Raw genomic sequence first — 16,090 nt, 5'->3', positions numbered from 1 at the left:
GGGTGGGAAAGCGCTGACGTCCGACAGCCCGAGAGCGGAGCAGGGAGACAAACATGCCTTTCATCACCGTGGGGACGGAGAACTCCGCGCCCATCGACCTGTACTACGAGGATCACGGTTCCGGTAAGCCGGTGGTGCTGATCCACGGCTTCCCGTTCAACGGGGCGACCTGGGAGAAGACGACCACCGCGCTGCTCAACGCCGGATACCGGACGATCACCTACGACCGGCGCGGATACGGCAACTCCGCCCAGCCGGCGTTCGGGTACGACTACAACACGTTCGCCGCCGATCTGGACGTGCTGATGACGGAGCTGGACCTGACCGACGTGACCCTTGTCGGTCACTCGATGGGCACCGGTGAGGTCGTGCGTTACCTGGCCAACTACGGCTCGCGGCGGGTGAGCCGGGGTGTGCTGCTGAGCCCGCTGGAGCCGATGCTGGGCAAGGCCAAGGACAACCCGGAGGGCGTCGACCTCAGCCTGTTCAAGGGGTTCCAGGACGCCATCATCAAGGACCGGTTCGCCTACCTGACCCAGTTCTGCGACGCGTTCTTCAACTACAGCGAGAACAAGGGCAAGCTGGTCAGCGAGGAGGCGTACCGGGCGCACTGGCAGATCGGCGCGATGGCCTCCGCCAAGGCCACCCACGACTCCGTGGACGCCTGGCTCGAGGACTTCCGCCCGGACCTGCCGAAGGTCGACGTGCCGATCCTGATCGTGCAGGGCGACAAGGACAACGTGCTGCCCTACCCGGTGACCGGCCAGCGGCTCGCGCCGATGATGCCGACCTCGCAGCTCATCACGCTCAAGGGCGCGCCGCACGGTCTGCCGTGGACCAACGCCAACGACATCAACAAGGCGATCATGGACTTCATGAAGCAGCCGGCGAAGGCTCGCGCCTGACCCTGCCCGGTAGCCGATCGGACACCAGCGCCGCGAGGGCGCAGCGGCACCCGGCCCACGGTTCGCACCGGGGCCGGGTGTCAGCGTCGGTCACGCCCAGCGGGACGGCACCGCGCTCGTGGGCAGACACACCGAGGTCGCCGGCGTCGGTCAGGCGGCTCGGTCGGCCACCCGTCGACCGAGCCGCCGCCCCGCGAGGCTGACCAGGAAGCTGCCGGCCGCCATCCCGACCAGCACCAGAATCCCGCCGATCACCCACAGCCCGCTGTCGTCGGTCGACGCGGCCCGCCAGGACCACGCCGCCGTGAACGCCACTGTCATCACCGGCGCGACCAGCCAGGGGCTCAGCCGGGTTCCGGCGAGGGCGGCCAGCGCCACCAGCGTCAGCACACAGCCGATCACCTGCCACGCCTGGTACGGGCCACTGCTCGCGCCGGTCTCCGCGTCGACCGTGTACTCGGTGTCCCAGCCCAGCCAGAGCACCCACGCCCCGACCGTGGCCGCCGCCAGGAACAGGACACCGGGCAGTGCGCGCGTACCAGTCGTCGCCGTCATGACGTGATCGTCGCATCAGCACGGTTGCCCCGGCCGGTCACGATCCTCTACGGTCTGCTCAGCGGTGGGCGGTGCGGTCCGCATCCGACCCGACACCGCCGGTTGCCCGTTGCGCGGGCCGGGATGGTGGAGTCCCGGGTCGCCCCGTCGGCGGCGTCCCGGCGGTCGTGTGACCTCCAGCTCGTCCCCGGGCGTTGCCGCCCGGTGCGGCTCCGCGCGGAGCCGACGGCGAGCCGGCCACGCCGACCCCCACCGGGAGAGCCCGTGTTCCTCAGCCCGCACGAGCAGGACCGCCTGCTCATCCACGTCGCGGCCGATGTCGCCCGCGCCCGCCGCCAACGCGGCCTGCGTCTCAACTATCCCGAAGCCGTGGCGGTGCTCACCGCGTTCCTGCTCGAAGGGGCCCGCGACGGCCGGTCGGTGGTCGACCTGATGTCGGCCGGCCGGACGGTCCTCGGCCGCGACGACGTCCAGGACGGCATTCCCGAGCTGCTGAGGGAGGTGCAGGTGGAGGCGACGTTCCCGGACGGCACCAAGCTGGTGACTGTGCACCACCCGATCCCGTGATCCCGGGGGAGATCCTGCCGGCGGCCGGGCCGGTCGAGATCAACGTGGGGCGTCCGGTGACCACGCTGCTCGTGGTCAACACCGCCGACCGCCCGGTCCAGGTGGGCTCGCACTACCACTTCGCCGAGTCCAACCCGGCGCTCTCCTTCGACCGGGGTGCCGCCTGGGGGCAGCGCCTCGCCGTACCGGCGGGCACCTCGGTCCGTTTCGAGCCGGGCATCAGCCGCAGCGTCGACCTCGTCCCGCTGGGCGGCGCGCGCGTCGTCCCCGGTCTGCGCGGCGAGTGCGCCGGGCCGCTGGACACCCCGACGACCGACGGGCCGCCACGGTGAGCGCGGTGCGGCGGGACCGCTACATCGACCTGTACGGCCCCACCACCGGCGACCGGATCAGACTGGCCGACACCAACCTGCTGATCGAGGTGGAGACCGACCACTGCGTGGGCGGCGACGAGGCGGTCTTCGGCGGCGGCAAGGTGATCCGCGAGTCGATGGGCCAGGCCCGTACCACCCGCGCCGAGGGCGCGCTGGACACCGTCATCACCGGCGCCGTGGTGCTGGACCACTGGGGTGTCATCAAGGCCGACGTGGGGTTGCGCGACGGCCGGATCGTGGCGCTGGGCCGGGCCGGCAACCCGGACACCATGCCCGGCGTCCATCCCGACCTGGTCATCGGCCCGGCGACCGAGGTGATCGCGGGCAACGGGCGGATCCTCACCGCCGGCGCGGTGGACACCCACGTGCACTTCATCTGCCCCGAGATCGTCACCGAGGCGCTGGCCAGCGGCATCACCACGCTGGTGGGCGGCGGCACCGGGCCGGCCGAGGGCACCCGGGCGACCACTGTCACCCCGAACGCCTGGCACCTGGCCCGGATGCACGAGGCGCTGGACACCATGCCGGTCAACGTGCTGCTGCTCGGCAAGGGCAACACCGTCTCCACCGAGGCGCTCTGGGAGCAGTTGCGGGCCGGCGCGGGTGGCTTCAAGCTGCACGAGGACTGGGGCACCACGCCGGCGGCGATCGACGCCTGCCTGCGGGTGGCCGACGAGTCCGGGGTGCAGGTGTCGATCCACACCGACACCCTCAACGAGGCCGGTTTCGTGGCCGACACGCTGCGCGCGATCGGTGGTCGGGCGATCCACTCGTACCACACCGAGGGGGCCGGCGGCGGGCACGCGCCGGACATCATCACCGTCGCCGGCGAGCCGAACGTGCTGCCGTCGTCGACCAACCCGACCCGGCCGTACACGGCGAACACGCTCGCCGAGCACCTGGACATGCTGATGGTCTGCCACCACCTCAACCCGTCCGTGCCGGAGGACCTCGCCTTCGCCGAGAGCCGCATCCGACCGTCCACGATGGCCGCCGAGGACCTGCTGCACGACCTCGGCGCGATCTCCATCATCGGCTCGGACGCGCAGGCGATGGGCCGGGTCGGTGAGGTCATCCTGCGCACCTGGCAGAGCGCGCACGTGATGAAGGACCGGGTCGGCGCGCTGCCGGGTGACGGGGCCGCCGACAACCACCGGGCCCGACGGTACGTGGCGAAGTACACCATCTGCGCGGCCATGGCCAACGGGTTGGAGCACCACATCGGCTCGGTCGAGCCGGGCAAGCTCGCCGACCTGGTGCTCTGGGACCCGGCGTTCTTCGGCGTACGGCCGCATCTGGTGCTCAAGGGCGGCATGATCGCGTACGCCCAGATGGGTGACGCCAACGCGTCCATCCCGACGCCGCAGCCGATGCTGCCGCGACCGATGTTCGGGGCGTACGGCGTCGCCGCGGCCGCCACCAGCCTGGCCTTCGTGGCCCCGGCGGCCCTGGACGCCGGGCTCCGCCTGGACGTACGCCGCCAGGTGGTGCCGGTGCGTGACGTGCGCTCCCGGGGTAAGGCCGACCTGCCGGAGAACAACGCCATGCCCCGCATCGAGGTGGACCCGGACACCTTCACCGTGCGGATCGACGGTGTGGTGGTCGAGCCGGACCCGGTGACCCGGCTGCCGATGGCCCAGCGGTACTTCCTGTTCTGATGGTCACGCCGAGCCTGTTGCTGCTGGTGGCCGACGGACGCTTCCCGGCCGGGGCGCACGCGCACTCCGGAGGTCTGGAAGCGGCCGTCGCCGCCGGCAGGGTCACCGACCTCGCCTCGTTGGAGGCGTTCCTGACCGGGCGTTTGGCCACCGCCGGTCTGGTCGGCGCGGCGTTCGCGGCGGCCGCGCACCGGGCGGCCGGGTCCAGCGCCCGCGCGGACGTGCTCGCCCGGCTCGACGCGGAGCTGGACGCGCGTACCGCGGCACCCGCCCTGCGGACGGTCTCCCGTCGGCAGGGGCGGGCGCTGCTGCGCGCCGGCCGGAGCATCTGGCCGGTCGCCCCGTTCGGTGATCTGCCCGCGAACACCGCCGGTCCACACCAGCCCCTGGTGCTCGGGTTGCTCTGCGCCGCCGCCGGGCTGTCCCGCGTCGAGACCGCGACGGTCGCCGCGTACGGGACGGTGACCGGGGCGGCCAGCGCCGGAGTACGTCTGCTCGGCCTCGACCCGTACCGGGTCCAGGCCCTGCTGGTCGGCCTCGCCGACGCCTGCGACGGCACCGCCGCCGACGCGGCGCGGGCCGCCGACGACCCACCGGAGCGGCTGCCGGCCGCCGCCGCTCCGCTCGCCGACATCCATGCCGAAGTCCATGCCACCTGGGAGGTGCGTCTCTTTGCGTCCTGACACCGTTGTGCCGAGCGCTGTGCCCGCCGTCGACCCGATCGCCCCACCGCACGACGAGACGGTTCCGCACACCCACCCGGAGCCGGGGGTGGACCCACATCCCCCGTTGGCGCCCGCCGGTCGTGCCCTGCGGGTCGGCATCGGCGGCCCGGTCGGCTCCGGCAAGACCGCCCTGGTGGCCGCGCTCTGCCGGGCCTTCGCCGACGAGCTGCGGCTCGGCGTGGTGACGAACGACATCTACACGACCGAGGACGCCGACTTCCTCCGCCGGGCCGGGGTGCTGGACCCGGCCCGGATCCGCGCGGTGGAGACCGGCTGCTGCCCGCACACCGCGATCCGCGACGACATCGGCGCCAACCTGGACGCCGTCGACGAGCTGGCCGAGGCGGTCGGCCCGTTGGACCTGGTCCTCGTGGAGAGCGGTGGGGACAACCTGACCGCGACCTTCAGTCGAGGGCTCGTCGACCGGCAGATCTTCGTCGTCGACGTGGCGGGCGGGGACAAGGTGCCGCGCAAGGGTGGGCCCGGGGTGACCTCCGCCGACCTGCTCGTCATCAACAAGACCGACCTCGCCCCGCTGGTGGGCGCCGACCTCTCCGTGATGGAGCGGGACGCGCGGGCCCGCCGGGGCGACCTCCCGACGCTGTTCCTGTCCATCGTGGGCGACCCGTTGGCGAGCCGGGTCGCCGACTGGGTCCGGCACGAGTTGGCCCACCACGCCGCCCGGCACCCGCTCGCCGCCCCGGCCGGCTCCGCCTGATGCGGGCACGCGCCCGGCTGGTCGCCCGCAGCGACGGCCGGGGCGGCACCACGCTGGTCGAGTTGTCCGGCGAGACGCCGCTCCTGCTGCGGCAGACCCCCGTCGAGGACGGTGTCGCCACCGTGCACCTCGTCGGCGGGGCGGCCGGCCCGCTCGCCGGGGACGACCTGCGGCTGGAGATCGAGGTGGGCCCCGGCGCGGCGGTGCGGGTGCGCAGCGTCGCCGCCTCGATCGCCCTGCCAGGCCGGCCGGGCGCGGTGTCCCGGATGGCGGTGCGGGCCGTGGTGCACGCCGAGGCCAGGCTGGACTGGCAGCCCGAACAGCTGGTGGCGGCGGCCGGCTGCGCGCACCTCGCCGAGTCCCGGATCGATTTGGCGGCCGGGGCCAGCCTGCGCTGGCGCGACGAGCTGGTCTGCGGCCGGTACGGCGAGGCGCCGGGCGGGGCCGTGGTGCACACCCAGGTCGACTACGCGGACCGGCCGCTGCTGCGCCAGTCGTTGGCGGTCGGACCGCGGGCGCCCGGCTGGGCCGGCCCGGCGGTGCTCGGGGGCGCCACGGCCACCGGCTCGCTGCTGGTGGTGGACCCGTCCCGACCGGTGCGACCGGCGGTGGTGCGGGCCGACGGCGCGGTCGCCGGGCTGCCGCTCGCCGGTGGCCCAGCGACGCTCTGGACCGCCACCGCCCCGGACGGCCACACCCTGCGCACCCACCTCACGGTCTAGGGGTGTGCCCTGGTCCTGCCGGCAGTTTCGACAGCCTCCGGCTGACGGGTTCGTCCGAGGCCGGTCCCTCTGCGCCGACCGCCGTCGCCGGCTGGGCGGTCAGCGGTGTGGGGCGGTCGAGGCGGGTTGCTGCCGCTGGCGGGTCGGGTCGAGGCGGCCCGTCAGGTCGTCGAGCTGGTCGATCAGCTCGGCCACCGGCAGCGCGCCCCACTCGGCGAGGCTGGCCCGGACCCGCTCGTCGAGACGGGCGTGCTCGCGGCGGCCCCGGGCGGTCAGGTACGCCCGGATCCGGCGCCGGTCCACCGGGTCGATCCGACGGTAGACGAGATTGCGGTCGACGAGCTGGTCGACCAGTTTGGTGAGGGTGCCCGGCGGCAGGGACGCCTCCGTGGACACCTCGCTCATCGGGTGACCCTGACCGTCGGCGAGCAGGCAGAGCACCCGCCACGCCTCGACGGTCAGCGCGTCCTCGGCGAGGACGGCGCCCACCCGGCGGGAGAGCAGCCGTTCGGCGCGGGTGAGCGAGCGCAGCAGGTCGGCTGACGCCCCGGGCACGTCTGACATGGGACTCCCTGGGCCGGTGGCCCGGTCATGGTACCGAGTCGTCCCGGTCCGTGGGGAGTGCTGGTCTTCCGCCCGGGGCCCGGCAATCATGTGCTCATGTCCGCGCCGGCATCGCCGTGGCTGACCGTCGACCCCGATGTGGTCAGCGTCGCGCTGGTCTACCCGATGCGGGGGCCGGCCGGCATGTTCGGCCCCACCTGCGAGCTGTGTGCCCAACTCGCGGTCGAGGAGATCAACCGCGGTGGCGGCGTGCTGGGCCGGGAGGTGCGGTTGGTGCCGGTCGACGGTGGCGCGCCGCCGGCCGAGGTGGCCGCCGAGGTCGAGGCGTTGGTGTCGGTGGGGGCCGTGCAGGGGGTGACGGGGTGGCACATCTCCTCGGTGCGCCAGGCGCTCGCACCCCGCGTCGCGCACCGGGTGCCGTACGTCTACACCGCGCTCTACGAGGGCGGTGAGCGTACCGAGGGGGTGTTCCTGACCAGCGAGACCCCGGACGCCCAGTTGTGGCCCGCGATGCGGCTGCTCGCCGGGGAGCAGGGGGTGCGCCGCTGGTTCGTGGTCGGCAACGACTACGTCTGGCCGAGGCGGACGGCGCGCGCGGCCCAGCGGTACGCGCTGCGCGCGGGCGGTCAGGTGGTGGGCCGGCACTTCCTGCCGTTGGACGCGCACGACTTCCGGGAGGTGCTGCGCCGCATCGAGCACAGCGACGCCGACGCGGTGCTGATGCTGCTCGTCGGGGCGGACGCGGTCCGGTTCAACAGGGCGTTCGCCCGGTCCGGTCTGGACGTGCGGTGTCTGCGGCTGAGCACCCTGATGGACGAGAACATGCTGCTGGCCAGCGGTGCCGGCGCGACAGGGCGGCTCTACAGCACGGCGGGTTTCTTCGCCGGCCTGGTGACCCAGGAGAATCTCGACTTCCACGGTGAGTTCGCGGGGCGCTTCGGGGTGGAGGCGCCGCCGTTGGGCAGCCTGGGGGAGTCCTGCTACGAGGGCGTCATGCTGCTCGCCGCCCTGATCGGTCGGGCCCGCACCCTCGACGTGCGGGCGATCGAGACGGCAGCGGACACGGTGGCCTACCACGGGCCGCGCGGGCGGTTGGGGTTGCGGCAGCGGCACGTACGGCAGCGCATCTATCTGGCCGAGGCCGACGGGCTCGACTTCCACGTGCTCGCCCAACTCTGACGCGGGAGCTTGACAGCCCCGCCCGCGCCGAGCCTAAGATGCTTCCTGCGTGAAGCATCTGACCGGGAGTCGGATGCCGCGAATCTGCGCCCACCGACGGCGGAATCTGCTCGCCGACCATTGTGGTGCCATTTTTATCCCCGAGTTTGCGCTGGCCGGCAACGTCATGGGTGGACGTTGCCGGCCATTGTGGCGGGTGTCCATTGGGCGGCGCGGGAAACAGTCAATTAAGGGCCGGGAAACACGCGCGCAATCATGTCGGTCAACGCTTTCCCTGCCCAGAACAGTTCCGGTGCCGCGGTCGGCGTCCACCCGTCGACTGCGGCACCGTCACCTCAGCTCCACCGGACCGCACCGACCGTCCTCTCGCCACTTGAGCGCATCGCAGGGAGATTAGATGTCACTATTCCGGGGCCGCCGCATCCTGGCGGGTGCCATGACAGTGGTCGCCGTGGCCGCGATGACCGCGTGCGGCAGCAAGACCACCGACGCGTCGAACGCGTCCGGCGTCACCGCTGACGTCTCCGGCGACACCGTCAAGATCGGCCTGCTCAACTCGCTCTCCGGCACCATGGCGATCAGCGAGGTCACCGTCCGCGACGCCATCATGCTCGCCGTCGAGGAGATCAACGCCGCGGGCGGCGTCCTCGGCAAGAAGATCCAGCCGGTGGGTGAGGACGGCGCCTCGGACTGGCCCACCTTCGCCGAGAAGGCCGAGAAGCTCATCTCCGAGGACCGGGTCGCCGCCGTCTTCGGCTGCTGGACGTCGGCCAGCCGCAAGGCGGTCAAGCCGGTGTTCGAGAAGAACAAGGCGCTGCTGTTCTACCCGGTGCAGTACGAGGGTCTGGAGCAGTCGCCCTACATCTTCTACACCGGGGCGACGACGAACCAGCAGATCGTTCCCGGTCTCGACTACCTCAAGTCCAAGGGCGTGAAGTCGGTCTACCTGGTCGGCAGCGACTATGTCTTCCCGCGCACGGCCAACAAAATCATCAAGGCGTACGCGGCGGCGAACGGGATGACCGTTTCGGGGGAGGACTACGCCCCGCTCGGCTCCACCGAGTTCGGCACGATCGTCAACAAGGTCAAGTCGTCCGGCGCCGCCGCGGTGTTCAACACCCTCAACGGGGACAGCAACGTGGCCTTCTTCAAGGAGTACAAGTCCGCCGGCCTGACCGCCGCCGCGATGCCGGTGGTGTCGGTGTCGATCGCCGAGGAGGAGGTCAAGGGCATCGGCACCCAGTACCTGGAGGGCCAGCTGACCGCCTGGAACTACTACCAGACCACGCCGGGCGCGGCGAACTCGAAGTTCGTGGCCGCGTACAAGGCGAAGTACGGCGCGGACAAGCCGACGAGCGACCCGATGGAGGCCGCGTACGTCGGTGTCTACCTGTGGAAGGCGATGGTCGAGAAGGCCGGCGCCTTCGACGTGGAGAAGGTCCGCGCCGCCTCGGACGGGATCACCTTCGAAGCGCCGGAGGGCCTGGTCACCGTGGACGGCAAGACCCAGCACATCGCCAAGACCGCCCGGATCGGCAAGATCGGCGCGGACGGCCTGATCACCGAGGTCTGGAACTCCGGCCAGCCGGTCGCGCCGGACCCGTTCCTCAAGACCTACCCGTGGGCGAGCGGCCTGAGCTGACGACGCCGGCCCGGGCGGTCAGCGCGACGACGCGCCCCCGCCCGGGCCACCCGACCAGCAGTTCGGAGTACCCACAGTGACAGTCCTCTTCGGTCAACTCTTCACCGGCATCAGCATCGGCGCGGTGCTGCTGCTCATCGCGCTCGGCCTCGCGCTGACCTTCGGCCAGATGAACGTGATCAACATGGCGCACGGTGAGTTCATCATGGCCGGCGCGTACACCACCTACGTCCTGCAACAGGGCATCACCGGGGCCGGCGTGTCACTGCTGGTGGCGTTGCCGGTGGCGTTCGTGGTCGCCGGCACGATGGGCGTGCTGCTGGAGATGCTGCTCATCCGCCGGCTCTACGCCCGGCCGCTGGACACCCTGCTGGTCACCTGGGGCGTGTCGCTGATGCTCCAGCAACTGGCCCGGGACATCTTCGGCAGCCCGAACGTGCAGACCCGCGCGCCGGAGGTGCTGACCGGGAACGTGGCGCTGCCCGGCGGGCTGACCATCGCCACCAACCGGCTGTTCATTCTGGCCCTGGCGCTGGCCGCCGTCGCCGCGCTGACCCTGGCGTTGCGGCTCACCCCGCTCGGGCGGCGCATCCGCGCGGTGGTGCAGAACCGCGACCTCGCCGCGGTGTCCGGCATCGCCACCGCCCGGGTCGACCGGACGACCTTCTTCATCGGCTCCGGCCTGGCCGGGCTCGCCGGGGTGGCGCTCACCCTGCTCGGACCGATCGGCCCGACGATGGGCACCAACCTGATCATCGACGCCTTCCTGGTCGTCGTGGTCGGCGGGATCGGCCAGCTCAAGGGCAGTGTGATCGTCGCCTTCGCCCTCGGCGTGCTCCAGGCCACCGGGGAGTACCTGACCACCCTCAGCGTCGCCAAGGTGATCGTGTTCGTGGCGATCGTCGCGTTCCTCCAGTGGCGACCCCAGGGCCTGTTCACCCTGCGGACCAGGAGCCTCGCATGACCGCCGTCACCCCCGCGCCGCCCCGCGCCGCCGCCAGCGCGACGACAGCCGACGCCGAGCCACCTCGTCGATCCGGTGACCGCTCCCGGCTGCGGACGCTCGCCGGCTTCGCGTTCGGCGCGGCGCTGCTGTTCGCCGTCGCCCCGCTGGTGCTGTCGGACTTCCGGCTCTCCCTGCTCGCGAAGTATCTCTGCGTCGCCATGGTCGCCGTCGGCATCGGGATCGCCTGGGGGCGGGGCGGGATGCTCACCCTCGGCCAGGGCGTCTTCTTCGGTCTCGGTGGCTACGCGATGGCCATGCACCTCAAGCTGGCCGACGCGGGCCCGGGTGGGATGCCCGACTTCATGCAACTGTACGGGCAACTCGACGAGCTGCCGGTGTGGTGGCGACCGTTCGCCAGCCCCTGGTTCGCGCTGCCCGCGACGGTGTTGCTGCCGATGGCCGTCGCCTTCGGGCTCGGCTCGTTGGTCTTCCGTCGCCGGGTGCGCGGCGCGTACTTCGCCATCCTCAGTCAGGCGCTCGCCGCCGCGATGGTGATCCTGCTGATCGGCCAGCAGGGCACCACGGGCGGCACCAACGGGCTCACCGACATCAAGGGCTTCTTCGGCTACGACCTGGACGACCCGGTCAACCAGCGGATGGTGTACTTCATCATCGCCGGCACCCTGCTGGCGTTGCTCGCGCTCACCCGCCAGCTCATCCAGAGCCGCTACGGCGAACTGCTGGTGGCGGTCCGCGACGGTGAGGAGCGGGTCCGCTTCCTCGGCTACGACCCGGCGACGGTCAAGCTGGTGGCGTACGTGGTCGCGGCGGGCATGGCCGGGCTGGCCGGGGCGCTGTTCGTGCCGGCGGTGGGCATCATCTCGCCCGCGCTGATCGGCATCGTCCCGTCGATCGAGTTCGTCATCGGGGTCGCGGTGGGCGGCCGGGCCACACTGCTCGGCCCGGTGCTCGGCGCGGTGGCGGTGGCCTGGGCGCGTACCGCGCTCTCCGAACGGTTCCCGGGCACCTGGACGTACCTTCAGGGGTTGCTGTTCGTGGTGGTGGTGGCGTTCCTGCCCGGCGGCCTGGCGTCGCTGTGGGCGCTGGCCCGCCGCCGTGACGGCAGCGACGCACCAGCGCGGCGGTGGTGGTCACCGCCGCGTCGACGACGCGCCGAGCGGGAGGTGACGACGGCATGAGCGACGAGCGGCTGGACGGGTTGTCCGTCCGCGACGTGCGGGTCAGCTTCGACGGCTTCACCGCCGTCGACGGCGTCTCGCTGGAGGTGCCCGCCGGTGACATCCGGTTCCTGATCGGGCCGAACGGGGCCGGCAAGACCACCCTCGTCGACGCGATCACCGGCCTGGTCCGGGCCAGCGGTTCGGTCCGGTTCGGTGACCACGAGCTGCTGGGCCGACCGGTGCACCGGATCAGCCGGTTGGGTGTCGGGCGGACCTTCCAGACCTCGACCATCTTCGAGGAGCTGTCGGTGTTGCAGAACCTCGACATCGCGGCGGGCGCCCGGCGGAGCTGGCTCACCCTGGCCCGACGCCGGCGCGGCGTGCCGGACGAGGTCGCCGCCGCGCTGGAGACCATCGGGCTGACCGGGCGGGCCGAACACCTCGCCGGGACGCTCTCCCACGGCCAGAAACAGTGGTTGGAGATCGGCATGTTGCTGGTGCAGGACGCGCGACTGCTGCTGCTCGACGAGCCGGTCGCCGGGATGAGTCACGAGGAACGCGACGCCACCGGCGCGCTGCTGGAGACGGTCAGCCGGGACCGCACGGTGGTGGTGATCGAGCACGACATGGACTTCCTGCGCCGCTTCGCGCGCAGCGTCACCGTGCTGCACGCCGGACGGGTGCTCAGTGAGGGGACAGTGGCCCAGGTCCAGGCGGACCCGCGCGTGCAGGAGGTCTATCTCGGCCACCCGGTCGACGCCGGGTCGGCCCGCACCGGTTCGGAGGCGTGATGCTGACGCTGCGCGGCGTGCACGCCGGATACGGGCGCTCCCGGGTGCTGCACGGGGTCGACCTCGCCGTACCGCCCGACGGGGTGGCCACGGTGCTCGGGCACAACGGCGCCGGCAAGAGCACGCTGCTGCGGGTCGCGGCCGGGCTGCTGCGGCCGAGCGCCGGAACGGTGGAGCTGGACGGCGAGGACGTCACCCGGCTCGGGCCGCACGAGCGGGTGGCCCGGGGCATGGCGTACGTGCCGCAGGGCCAGCAGTGCTTTCCGCACCTGACCGCCGCGGAGAACCTGCGGCTGGTGGCCGACGGCCGGCGCGACGGGGCGGTGGCCACGGCGGAGGCGCTGGACCTGTTCCCGGCGCTGCGCCCGCTGCTGCGGCGGCGGGCCGGCCTGCTGTCCGGCGGGCAACGCCAACAGTTGGCCATCGCCCGCGCGCTGATCACCCGGCCGCGGCTGCTGATGCTCGACGAGCCCACCGAGGGCATCCAGCCGTCGGTGGTCGCGGAGATCCAGGAGCGGATCGTCGAGCTGACCCGGCAGGCCGGTTTCAGCGTGCTGCTCGTGGAGCAGCACCTGGGCTTCGCGCTGCGGGTGGCCGACCGTTACCACGTGCTGGAGTCCGGTCGCGTCACCTCGCACGGCGACGGCGGCGTGACCGCCGAGCAGGAGGTCCGGGCGGCCCTGGCGGTCTGAGCCCGGCGGGTCAGGGCTGGACGCGACCGAGGAGGTCACGGATCAGCCGGACGACCTCGTCGAGGTGGCCGGGTTCCGCGCTAGACGGCCGCGTAGTGCAGGGACAGTCCGGTGGCGGCCCGGTCGGCGGTGATCTGCAGCAGGCTGCCCACCATCGTCGCCCGGTCCGTCACCAGGGCCGTCCCGTCGGGCGCGTAGGTGATCCGGTCGCTGATCAGCACCGGCGCTCCCTCGGCCTCGTCCAGATGCCGGGCCAGGTCAGCGCCCAACACCTCAGGTCGGATCGTCTCCGCCGCTCGGGCCACCACCACGCCGAGGTCGGCCAGGGCCGCGTACAACGAGGTGCCGGTGAAGTCCACGTCGTGTAGCCGGCGCGCGTGCGGCTCGCGTACCCAGGAGATCTGGTGGATGGCGCGGCGGCCGGCGAACGTGCGGACCCGCTCGAGGCGCAGGCCCGTCTCGTCCTCGCGGACCCGCAGCCGGGCCGCGACACCCGCGGGCAGCCGGCGTTGCGCGCGGGAGACCACCGTGGTGTGCACCTGGTGGCCCTGCTCGCGCAGGTCGTCGTCGAAGCTGCGCAGCGACCCGAGCTGGTACGCGGCGTGGGACGGCGCGACGAAGGTGCCCTTGCCGGGCCGCTGGACGATCAGCCCCTCGGCGCTCAGCTCGCGCAGGGCCTGCCGCAGCGTCATCAGGGTGACGCCGTACGCGGTGCTCAGCTCGCGTTGCGCGGGCAGCGCCGCGCCCGGCGCGTAGTGTCCGTCGCGGATCTTGGCGGCGAGGTCGGCGGCGATGGCCCGGTAGCGTGCCACTGGTCTGCCTCGCCTCCCGACGCGTCGACTGCCGCACCCGTCGTCGACGGGCACCGCCGATCATCGCACGGGAGCCACCGCGCAGAGCGCGGCCCGCAGCGACGCCACGAACGCGCCGACCTCGGCCGGACCCGCCCCGGCGAGGATGCGCCGCATGACGGCCGCGCCGACGATGACGCCGTCGGCGACCGCCGCCGCCTCGGCCGCCTGCCGCGGGGTGGAGATGCCGAAGCCCACCAGCACCGGTAGGTCGGTGACCTGCTTGAGCCGGGCGGCCAGGGTGGCTGCCGAGGGCGCGAGCCGGTCGCGCTCGCCGGTCGTGCCCATGATCGAGACGGCGTACACGAAACCCTGGCTGCGCCGACCGATCTCGGCGAGCCGGTCGTCCGGCGTGGCGGGCGAGGCGAGCAGGCTCACCCGGACGCCCGGCACGTCCAGGCCGGCCAGCTCGTCCAGAGGCAGGTCGGGCACGATCAGCCCGGTCACCCCGGCCGCCGTCAGCGCGTCGCCGAACCCGGGCCGCAGGGCGATGTTGGCGTACGTGCTGGCGACGAGGGGGATGCCGACGCGCACGTCGGCGAGGTCCGCCAGGACCGAGGTGGGCGTGGTGCCCCGGGCGAGGGCCGCGTCCGAGGACCGCTGGATGGTGGGACCGTCCACCGTCGGGTCGGAGAACGGCAGGCCGATCTCGACGAGGTCGGCTCCGGCCTGCTCGAAGGCGCTGAGAAATGCCGTCCAGCCGGGCACGATCCCGCCGGTGAGGTAGGGCATGAGCAGCTTCATCCGAGGTCCGCCTCCGCGATCAGGGTGGTGACGTCCTTGTCGCCGCGCCCGGAGAGGGTGACGAGCACCGTCGAATCGGTGGGCAGCTCCGGCGTGCCGGCGGCGCGGACGACCCAGGCGAGCGCGTGGGCCGACTCGATGGCGGGCAGCACGCCCTCCGTCCGCGCGAGCCGGACCGCTGCCGCGATCGCCTCCCCGTCGGAGACGGTGACGTACCGGGCCCGCCCCAGGTCGCGCAGGTACGCGTGCTCGGGGCCGACGCCGGGGTAGTCCAGCCCGGCCGCGATCGAGTGCGCCTCCCTGACCTGCCCGTGCTCGTCCTGCAGGAACAGCGACTGGAAGCCGTGCAGCACGCCGAGCTGCCCGTTCGCGGCGCCGGAGCCGCCCTCGGCCTCCACCCCGACGAGCTGCGCGGGCGTGTCGACGAACCCGGCGAAGGTGCCCGCCGCGTTGCTGCCGCCGCCGACGCAGGCGACCACGTGGTCGGGGACGGCGGCGGGCAGTTCCGCGGCGCACTGCCGCCGGGCCTCGTCGCCGATGACCCGCTGGAACTCGCGGACCATCGTCGGATAGGGGTGCGGGCCGATCACCGAGCCCACGCAGTAGTACGCCTCGTCGACGTCGGTCACCCAGTGGCGCAGGGCCTCGCTGGTGGCGTCCTTCAAGGTGCGGCTGCCGGTGCTCACCGCGACGATCTCGGCGCCCAGCAACCGCATCCGGAAGACGTTCTGCGCCTGGCGTTCCATGTCGCGTTCGCCCATGAACACCGTCACCGGCAACCCGAGCAGGGCGCCGGCCGTCGCCGTCGCGACGCCGTGCATGCCGGCTCCGGTCTCGGCGATCAGGCGGGTACGCCCCATCCGCCGGGCCAGCAACGCCTGACCGAGCACATTGTTGATCTTATGTGAGCCGGTGTGGGTCAGGTCCTCCCGCTTGAGCAGCACCGTCACGCCGAGTTCGGCCGAGAGTCGCCGGGCCGGTGTCAGCGGGGTCGGTCGTCCCACGTGCGCCGACAGCAGCGCGGCGAAGCCGGCGCGGAACCCGGGATCGGCCCACGCCTGGGCGAAGGCCCCGGCGACCGCCTCGCAGGCGGGGACCAGGGATTCCGGCACGTACCGCCCGCCGTAGCCGCCGAACCGTCCGGGAGTGTCCACAGGTCGTACTGTTATAGAACTCATGCCACTGTTATAGAACAGCGGGGTGCGCCATGGCAACAGCGGACGCGCCGGGTCGTCCGTCTTCCCGCTCCGCGGCACCCACCCACTTCGTACAATTC

18 protein-coding genes are annotated in these 16,090 nt (G+C 72.5%); 13 read left to right on the top strand and 5 right to left on the bottom strand.

Annotated elements, in window-relative coordinates; genetic code table 11:
- Positions 1-53 precede the first annotated feature (53 nt).
- Positions 54-905: an alpha/beta hydrolase gene (locus O7634_RS27330; RefSeq protein WP_278152989.1), complete on the top strand. Its 852-nt coding sequence runs from the start codon at positions 54-56 to the stop codon at positions 903-905.
- Positions 906-1,055: 150 nt separating this feature from the next.
- On the opposite strand, the gene O7634_RS27325 is transcribed toward O7634_RS27330, so the two are convergent.
- Positions 1,056-1,460, bottom strand: a complete 405-nt coding sequence (locus O7634_RS27325; protein WP_278152988.1) for a hypothetical protein — start codon at positions 1,458-1,460, stop codon at positions 1,056-1,058.
- Positions 1,461-1,724: 264 nt separating this feature from the next.
- On the opposite strand from O7634_RS27325, the gene O7634_RS27320 reads away from it, so the two are divergent.
- From O7634_RS27320 to O7634_RS27295, 6 genes are read left to right on the top strand one after another with little or no spacing between them, the layout of a single operon-like run.
- Entirely contained in the window at positions 1,725-2,027 is a 303-nt protein-coding gene (locus tag O7634_RS27320) for an urease subunit gamma (protein ID WP_278152987.1), read from the top strand.
- Complete coding sequence (locus O7634_RS27315) at positions 2,024-2,359, top strand: urease subunit beta (protein WP_347404292.1); 336 nt, start codon at positions 2,024-2,026, stop codon at positions 2,357-2,359. Before O7634_RS27320 ends, O7634_RS27315 begins: the two co-directional genes overlap by 4 nt.
- A complete protein-coding gene (locus O7634_RS27310) occupies positions 2,356-4,059 on the top strand; it encodes an urease subunit alpha (RefSeq protein WP_278152986.1) in 1,704 nt (567 codons plus the stop codon). Before O7634_RS27315 ends, O7634_RS27310 begins: the two co-directional genes overlap by 4 nt.
- Positions 4,059-4,742, top strand: coding sequence for an urease accessory UreF family protein (locus O7634_RS27305; RefSeq protein ID WP_278152985.1), 684 nt, complete (start codon positions 4,059-4,061; stop codon positions 4,740-4,742). The genes O7634_RS27310 and O7634_RS27305 overlap by 1 nt, the downstream gene beginning before the upstream one ends.
- Entirely contained in the window at positions 4,732-5,502 is a 771-nt protein-coding gene (gene ureG / locus O7634_RS27300; RefSeq protein WP_347404290.1) for an urease accessory protein UreG, read from the top strand. The genes O7634_RS27305 and ureG overlap by 11 nt, the downstream gene beginning before the upstream one ends.
- Positions 5,502-6,224, top strand: a complete 723-nt coding sequence (locus tag O7634_RS27295; protein WP_278152984.1) for an urease accessory protein UreD — start codon at positions 5,502-5,504, stop codon at positions 6,222-6,224. The genes ureG and O7634_RS27295 overlap by 1 nt, the downstream gene beginning before the upstream one ends.
- Positions 6,225-6,323: 99 nt before the next feature.
- Here O7634_RS27295 and O7634_RS27290 read toward each other — a convergent pair whose 3' ends face one another.
- Positions 6,324-6,788 (bottom strand): MarR family winged helix-turn-helix transcriptional regulator, encoded by a 465-nt coding sequence (locus O7634_RS27290; RefSeq protein WP_278152983.1) that lies wholly within the window; start codon positions 6,786-6,788, stop codon positions 6,324-6,326.
- Between the two features lie 96 nt (positions 6,789-6,884).
- Here O7634_RS27290 and O7634_RS27285 point away from each other — a divergent pair, with 96 nt between their 5' ends.
- The 6 genes from O7634_RS27285 (at position 6,885) to urtE (ending at position 13,219) form a co-directional block, all read left to right on the top strand.
- A complete protein-coding gene (locus tag O7634_RS27285) occupies positions 6,885-7,967 on the top strand; it encodes a substrate-binding domain-containing protein (RefSeq protein WP_278152982.1) in 1,083 nt (360 codons plus the stop codon).
- A 397-nt stretch (positions 7,968-8,364) separates the two neighbouring features.
- Positions 8,365-9,609, top strand: a complete 1,245-nt coding sequence (gene urtA, locus O7634_RS27280; RefSeq protein WP_278152981.1) for an urea ABC transporter substrate-binding protein — start codon at positions 8,365-8,367, stop codon at positions 9,607-9,609.
- Positions 9,610-9,685: 76 nt separating this feature from the next.
- Positions 9,686-10,573, top strand: a complete 888-nt coding sequence (urtB, locus tag O7634_RS27275) for an urea ABC transporter permease subunit UrtB (protein ID WP_278152980.1) — start codon at positions 9,686-9,688, stop codon at positions 10,571-10,573.
- Positions 10,570-11,754: an urea ABC transporter permease subunit UrtC gene (gene urtC, locus O7634_RS27270; protein ID WP_278152979.1), complete on the top strand. Its 1,185-nt coding sequence runs from the start codon at positions 10,570-10,572 to the stop codon at positions 11,752-11,754. The genes urtB and urtC overlap by 4 nt, the downstream gene beginning before the upstream one ends.
- Positions 11,751-12,527, top strand: coding sequence for an urea ABC transporter ATP-binding protein UrtD (gene urtD, locus O7634_RS27265; protein ID WP_278152978.1), 777 nt, complete (start codon positions 11,751-11,753; stop codon positions 12,525-12,527). Before urtC ends, urtD begins: the two co-directional genes overlap by 4 nt.
- Entirely contained in the window at positions 12,527-13,219 is a 693-nt protein-coding gene (urtE, locus tag O7634_RS27260; RefSeq protein ID WP_278152977.1) for an urea ABC transporter ATP-binding subunit UrtE, read from the top strand. Before urtD ends, urtE begins: the two co-directional genes overlap by 1 nt.
- Positions 13,220-13,299: 80 nt before the next feature.
- Here urtE and O7634_RS27255 read toward each other — a convergent pair whose 3' ends face one another.
- The 3 genes from O7634_RS27255 to trpB are packed head-to-tail and all read right to left on the bottom strand — an operon-like array spanning position 13,300 to position 15,992.
- The gene (locus tag O7634_RS27255; RefSeq protein WP_278152976.1) at positions 13,300-14,031 is read right to left on the bottom strand and encodes a GntR family transcriptional regulator; all 732 of its coding nucleotides are present in this window, start codon (positions 14,029-14,031) and stop codon (positions 13,300-13,302) included.
- Between the two features lie 60 nt (positions 14,032-14,091).
- Positions 14,092-14,814 carry a tryptophan synthase subunit alpha gene (gene trpA, locus O7634_RS27250; RefSeq protein WP_278152975.1) on the bottom strand — a complete coding sequence of 241 codons (723 nt, stop codon included), beginning with the start codon at positions 14,812-14,814 and terminating at the stop codon, positions 14,092-14,094.
- Positions 14,811-15,992, bottom strand: coding sequence for a tryptophan synthase subunit beta (gene trpB, locus O7634_RS27245; RefSeq protein ID WP_278152974.1), 1,182 nt, complete (start codon positions 15,990-15,992; stop codon positions 14,811-14,813). Before trpB ends, trpA begins: the two co-directional genes overlap by 4 nt.
- Between the last annotated feature and the right edge of the window lie 98 nt (positions 15,993-16,090).

The organism is Micromonospora sp. WMMD1120, assembly GCF_029626235.1.
Classification (GTDB): domain Bacteria; phylum Actinomycetota; class Actinomycetes; order Mycobacteriales; family Micromonosporaceae; genus Micromonospora.
Note: the sequence above shows the minus strand (reverse complement) of the source record. Positions and strands in the feature narration are given on the sequence as shown.

Excerpts from the sequence above, each read along its gene's own strand:
- O7634_RS27305 (WP_278152985.1), top strand. The coding sequence starts at position 4,059 with ATGGTCACGCCGAGCCTGTTGCTGCTGGTGGCCGACGGACGCTTCCCG.
- O7634_RS27290 (WP_278152983.1), bottom strand. The coding sequence starts at position 6,788 with ATGTCAGACGTGCCCGGGGCGTCAGCCGACCTGCTGCGCTCGCTCACC.
- O7634_RS27285 (WP_278152982.1), top strand. The coding sequence starts at position 6,885 with ATGTCCGCGCCGGCATCGCCGTGGCTGACCGTCGACCCCGATGTGGTC.
- O7634_RS27295 (WP_278152984.1), top strand. The coding sequence starts at position 5,502 with ATGCGGGCACGCGCCCGGCTGGTCGCCCGCAGCGACGGCCGGGGCGGC.
- urtC (WP_278152979.1), top strand. The coding sequence starts at position 10,570 with ATGACCGCCGTCACCCCCGCGCCGCCCCGCGCCGCCGCCAGCGCGACG.
- O7634_RS27325 (WP_278152988.1), bottom strand. The coding sequence starts at position 1,460 with ATGACGGCGACGACTGGTACGCGCGCACTGCCCGGTGTCCTGTTCCTG.
- urtA (WP_278152981.1), top strand. The coding sequence starts at position 8,365 with ATGTCACTATTCCGGGGCCGCCGCATCCTGGCGGGTGCCATGACAGTG.
- urtE (WP_278152977.1), top strand. The coding sequence starts at position 12,527 with ATGCTGACGCTGCGCGGCGTGCACGCCGGATACGGGCGCTCCCGGGTG.
- O7634_RS27330 (WP_278152989.1), top strand. The coding sequence starts at position 54 with ATGCCTTTCATCACCGTGGGGACGGAGAACTCCGCGCCCATCGACCTG.
- trpB (WP_278152974.1), bottom strand. The coding sequence starts at position 15,992 with ATGAGTTCTATAACAGTACGACCTGTGGACACTCCCGGACGGTTCGGC.
- urtD (WP_278152978.1), top strand. The coding sequence starts at position 11,751 with ATGAGCGACGAGCGGCTGGACGGGTTGTCCGTCCGCGACGTGCGGGTC.
- trpA (WP_278152975.1), bottom strand. The coding sequence starts at position 14,814 with ATGAAGCTGCTCATGCCCTACCTCACCGGCGGGATCGTGCCCGGCTGG.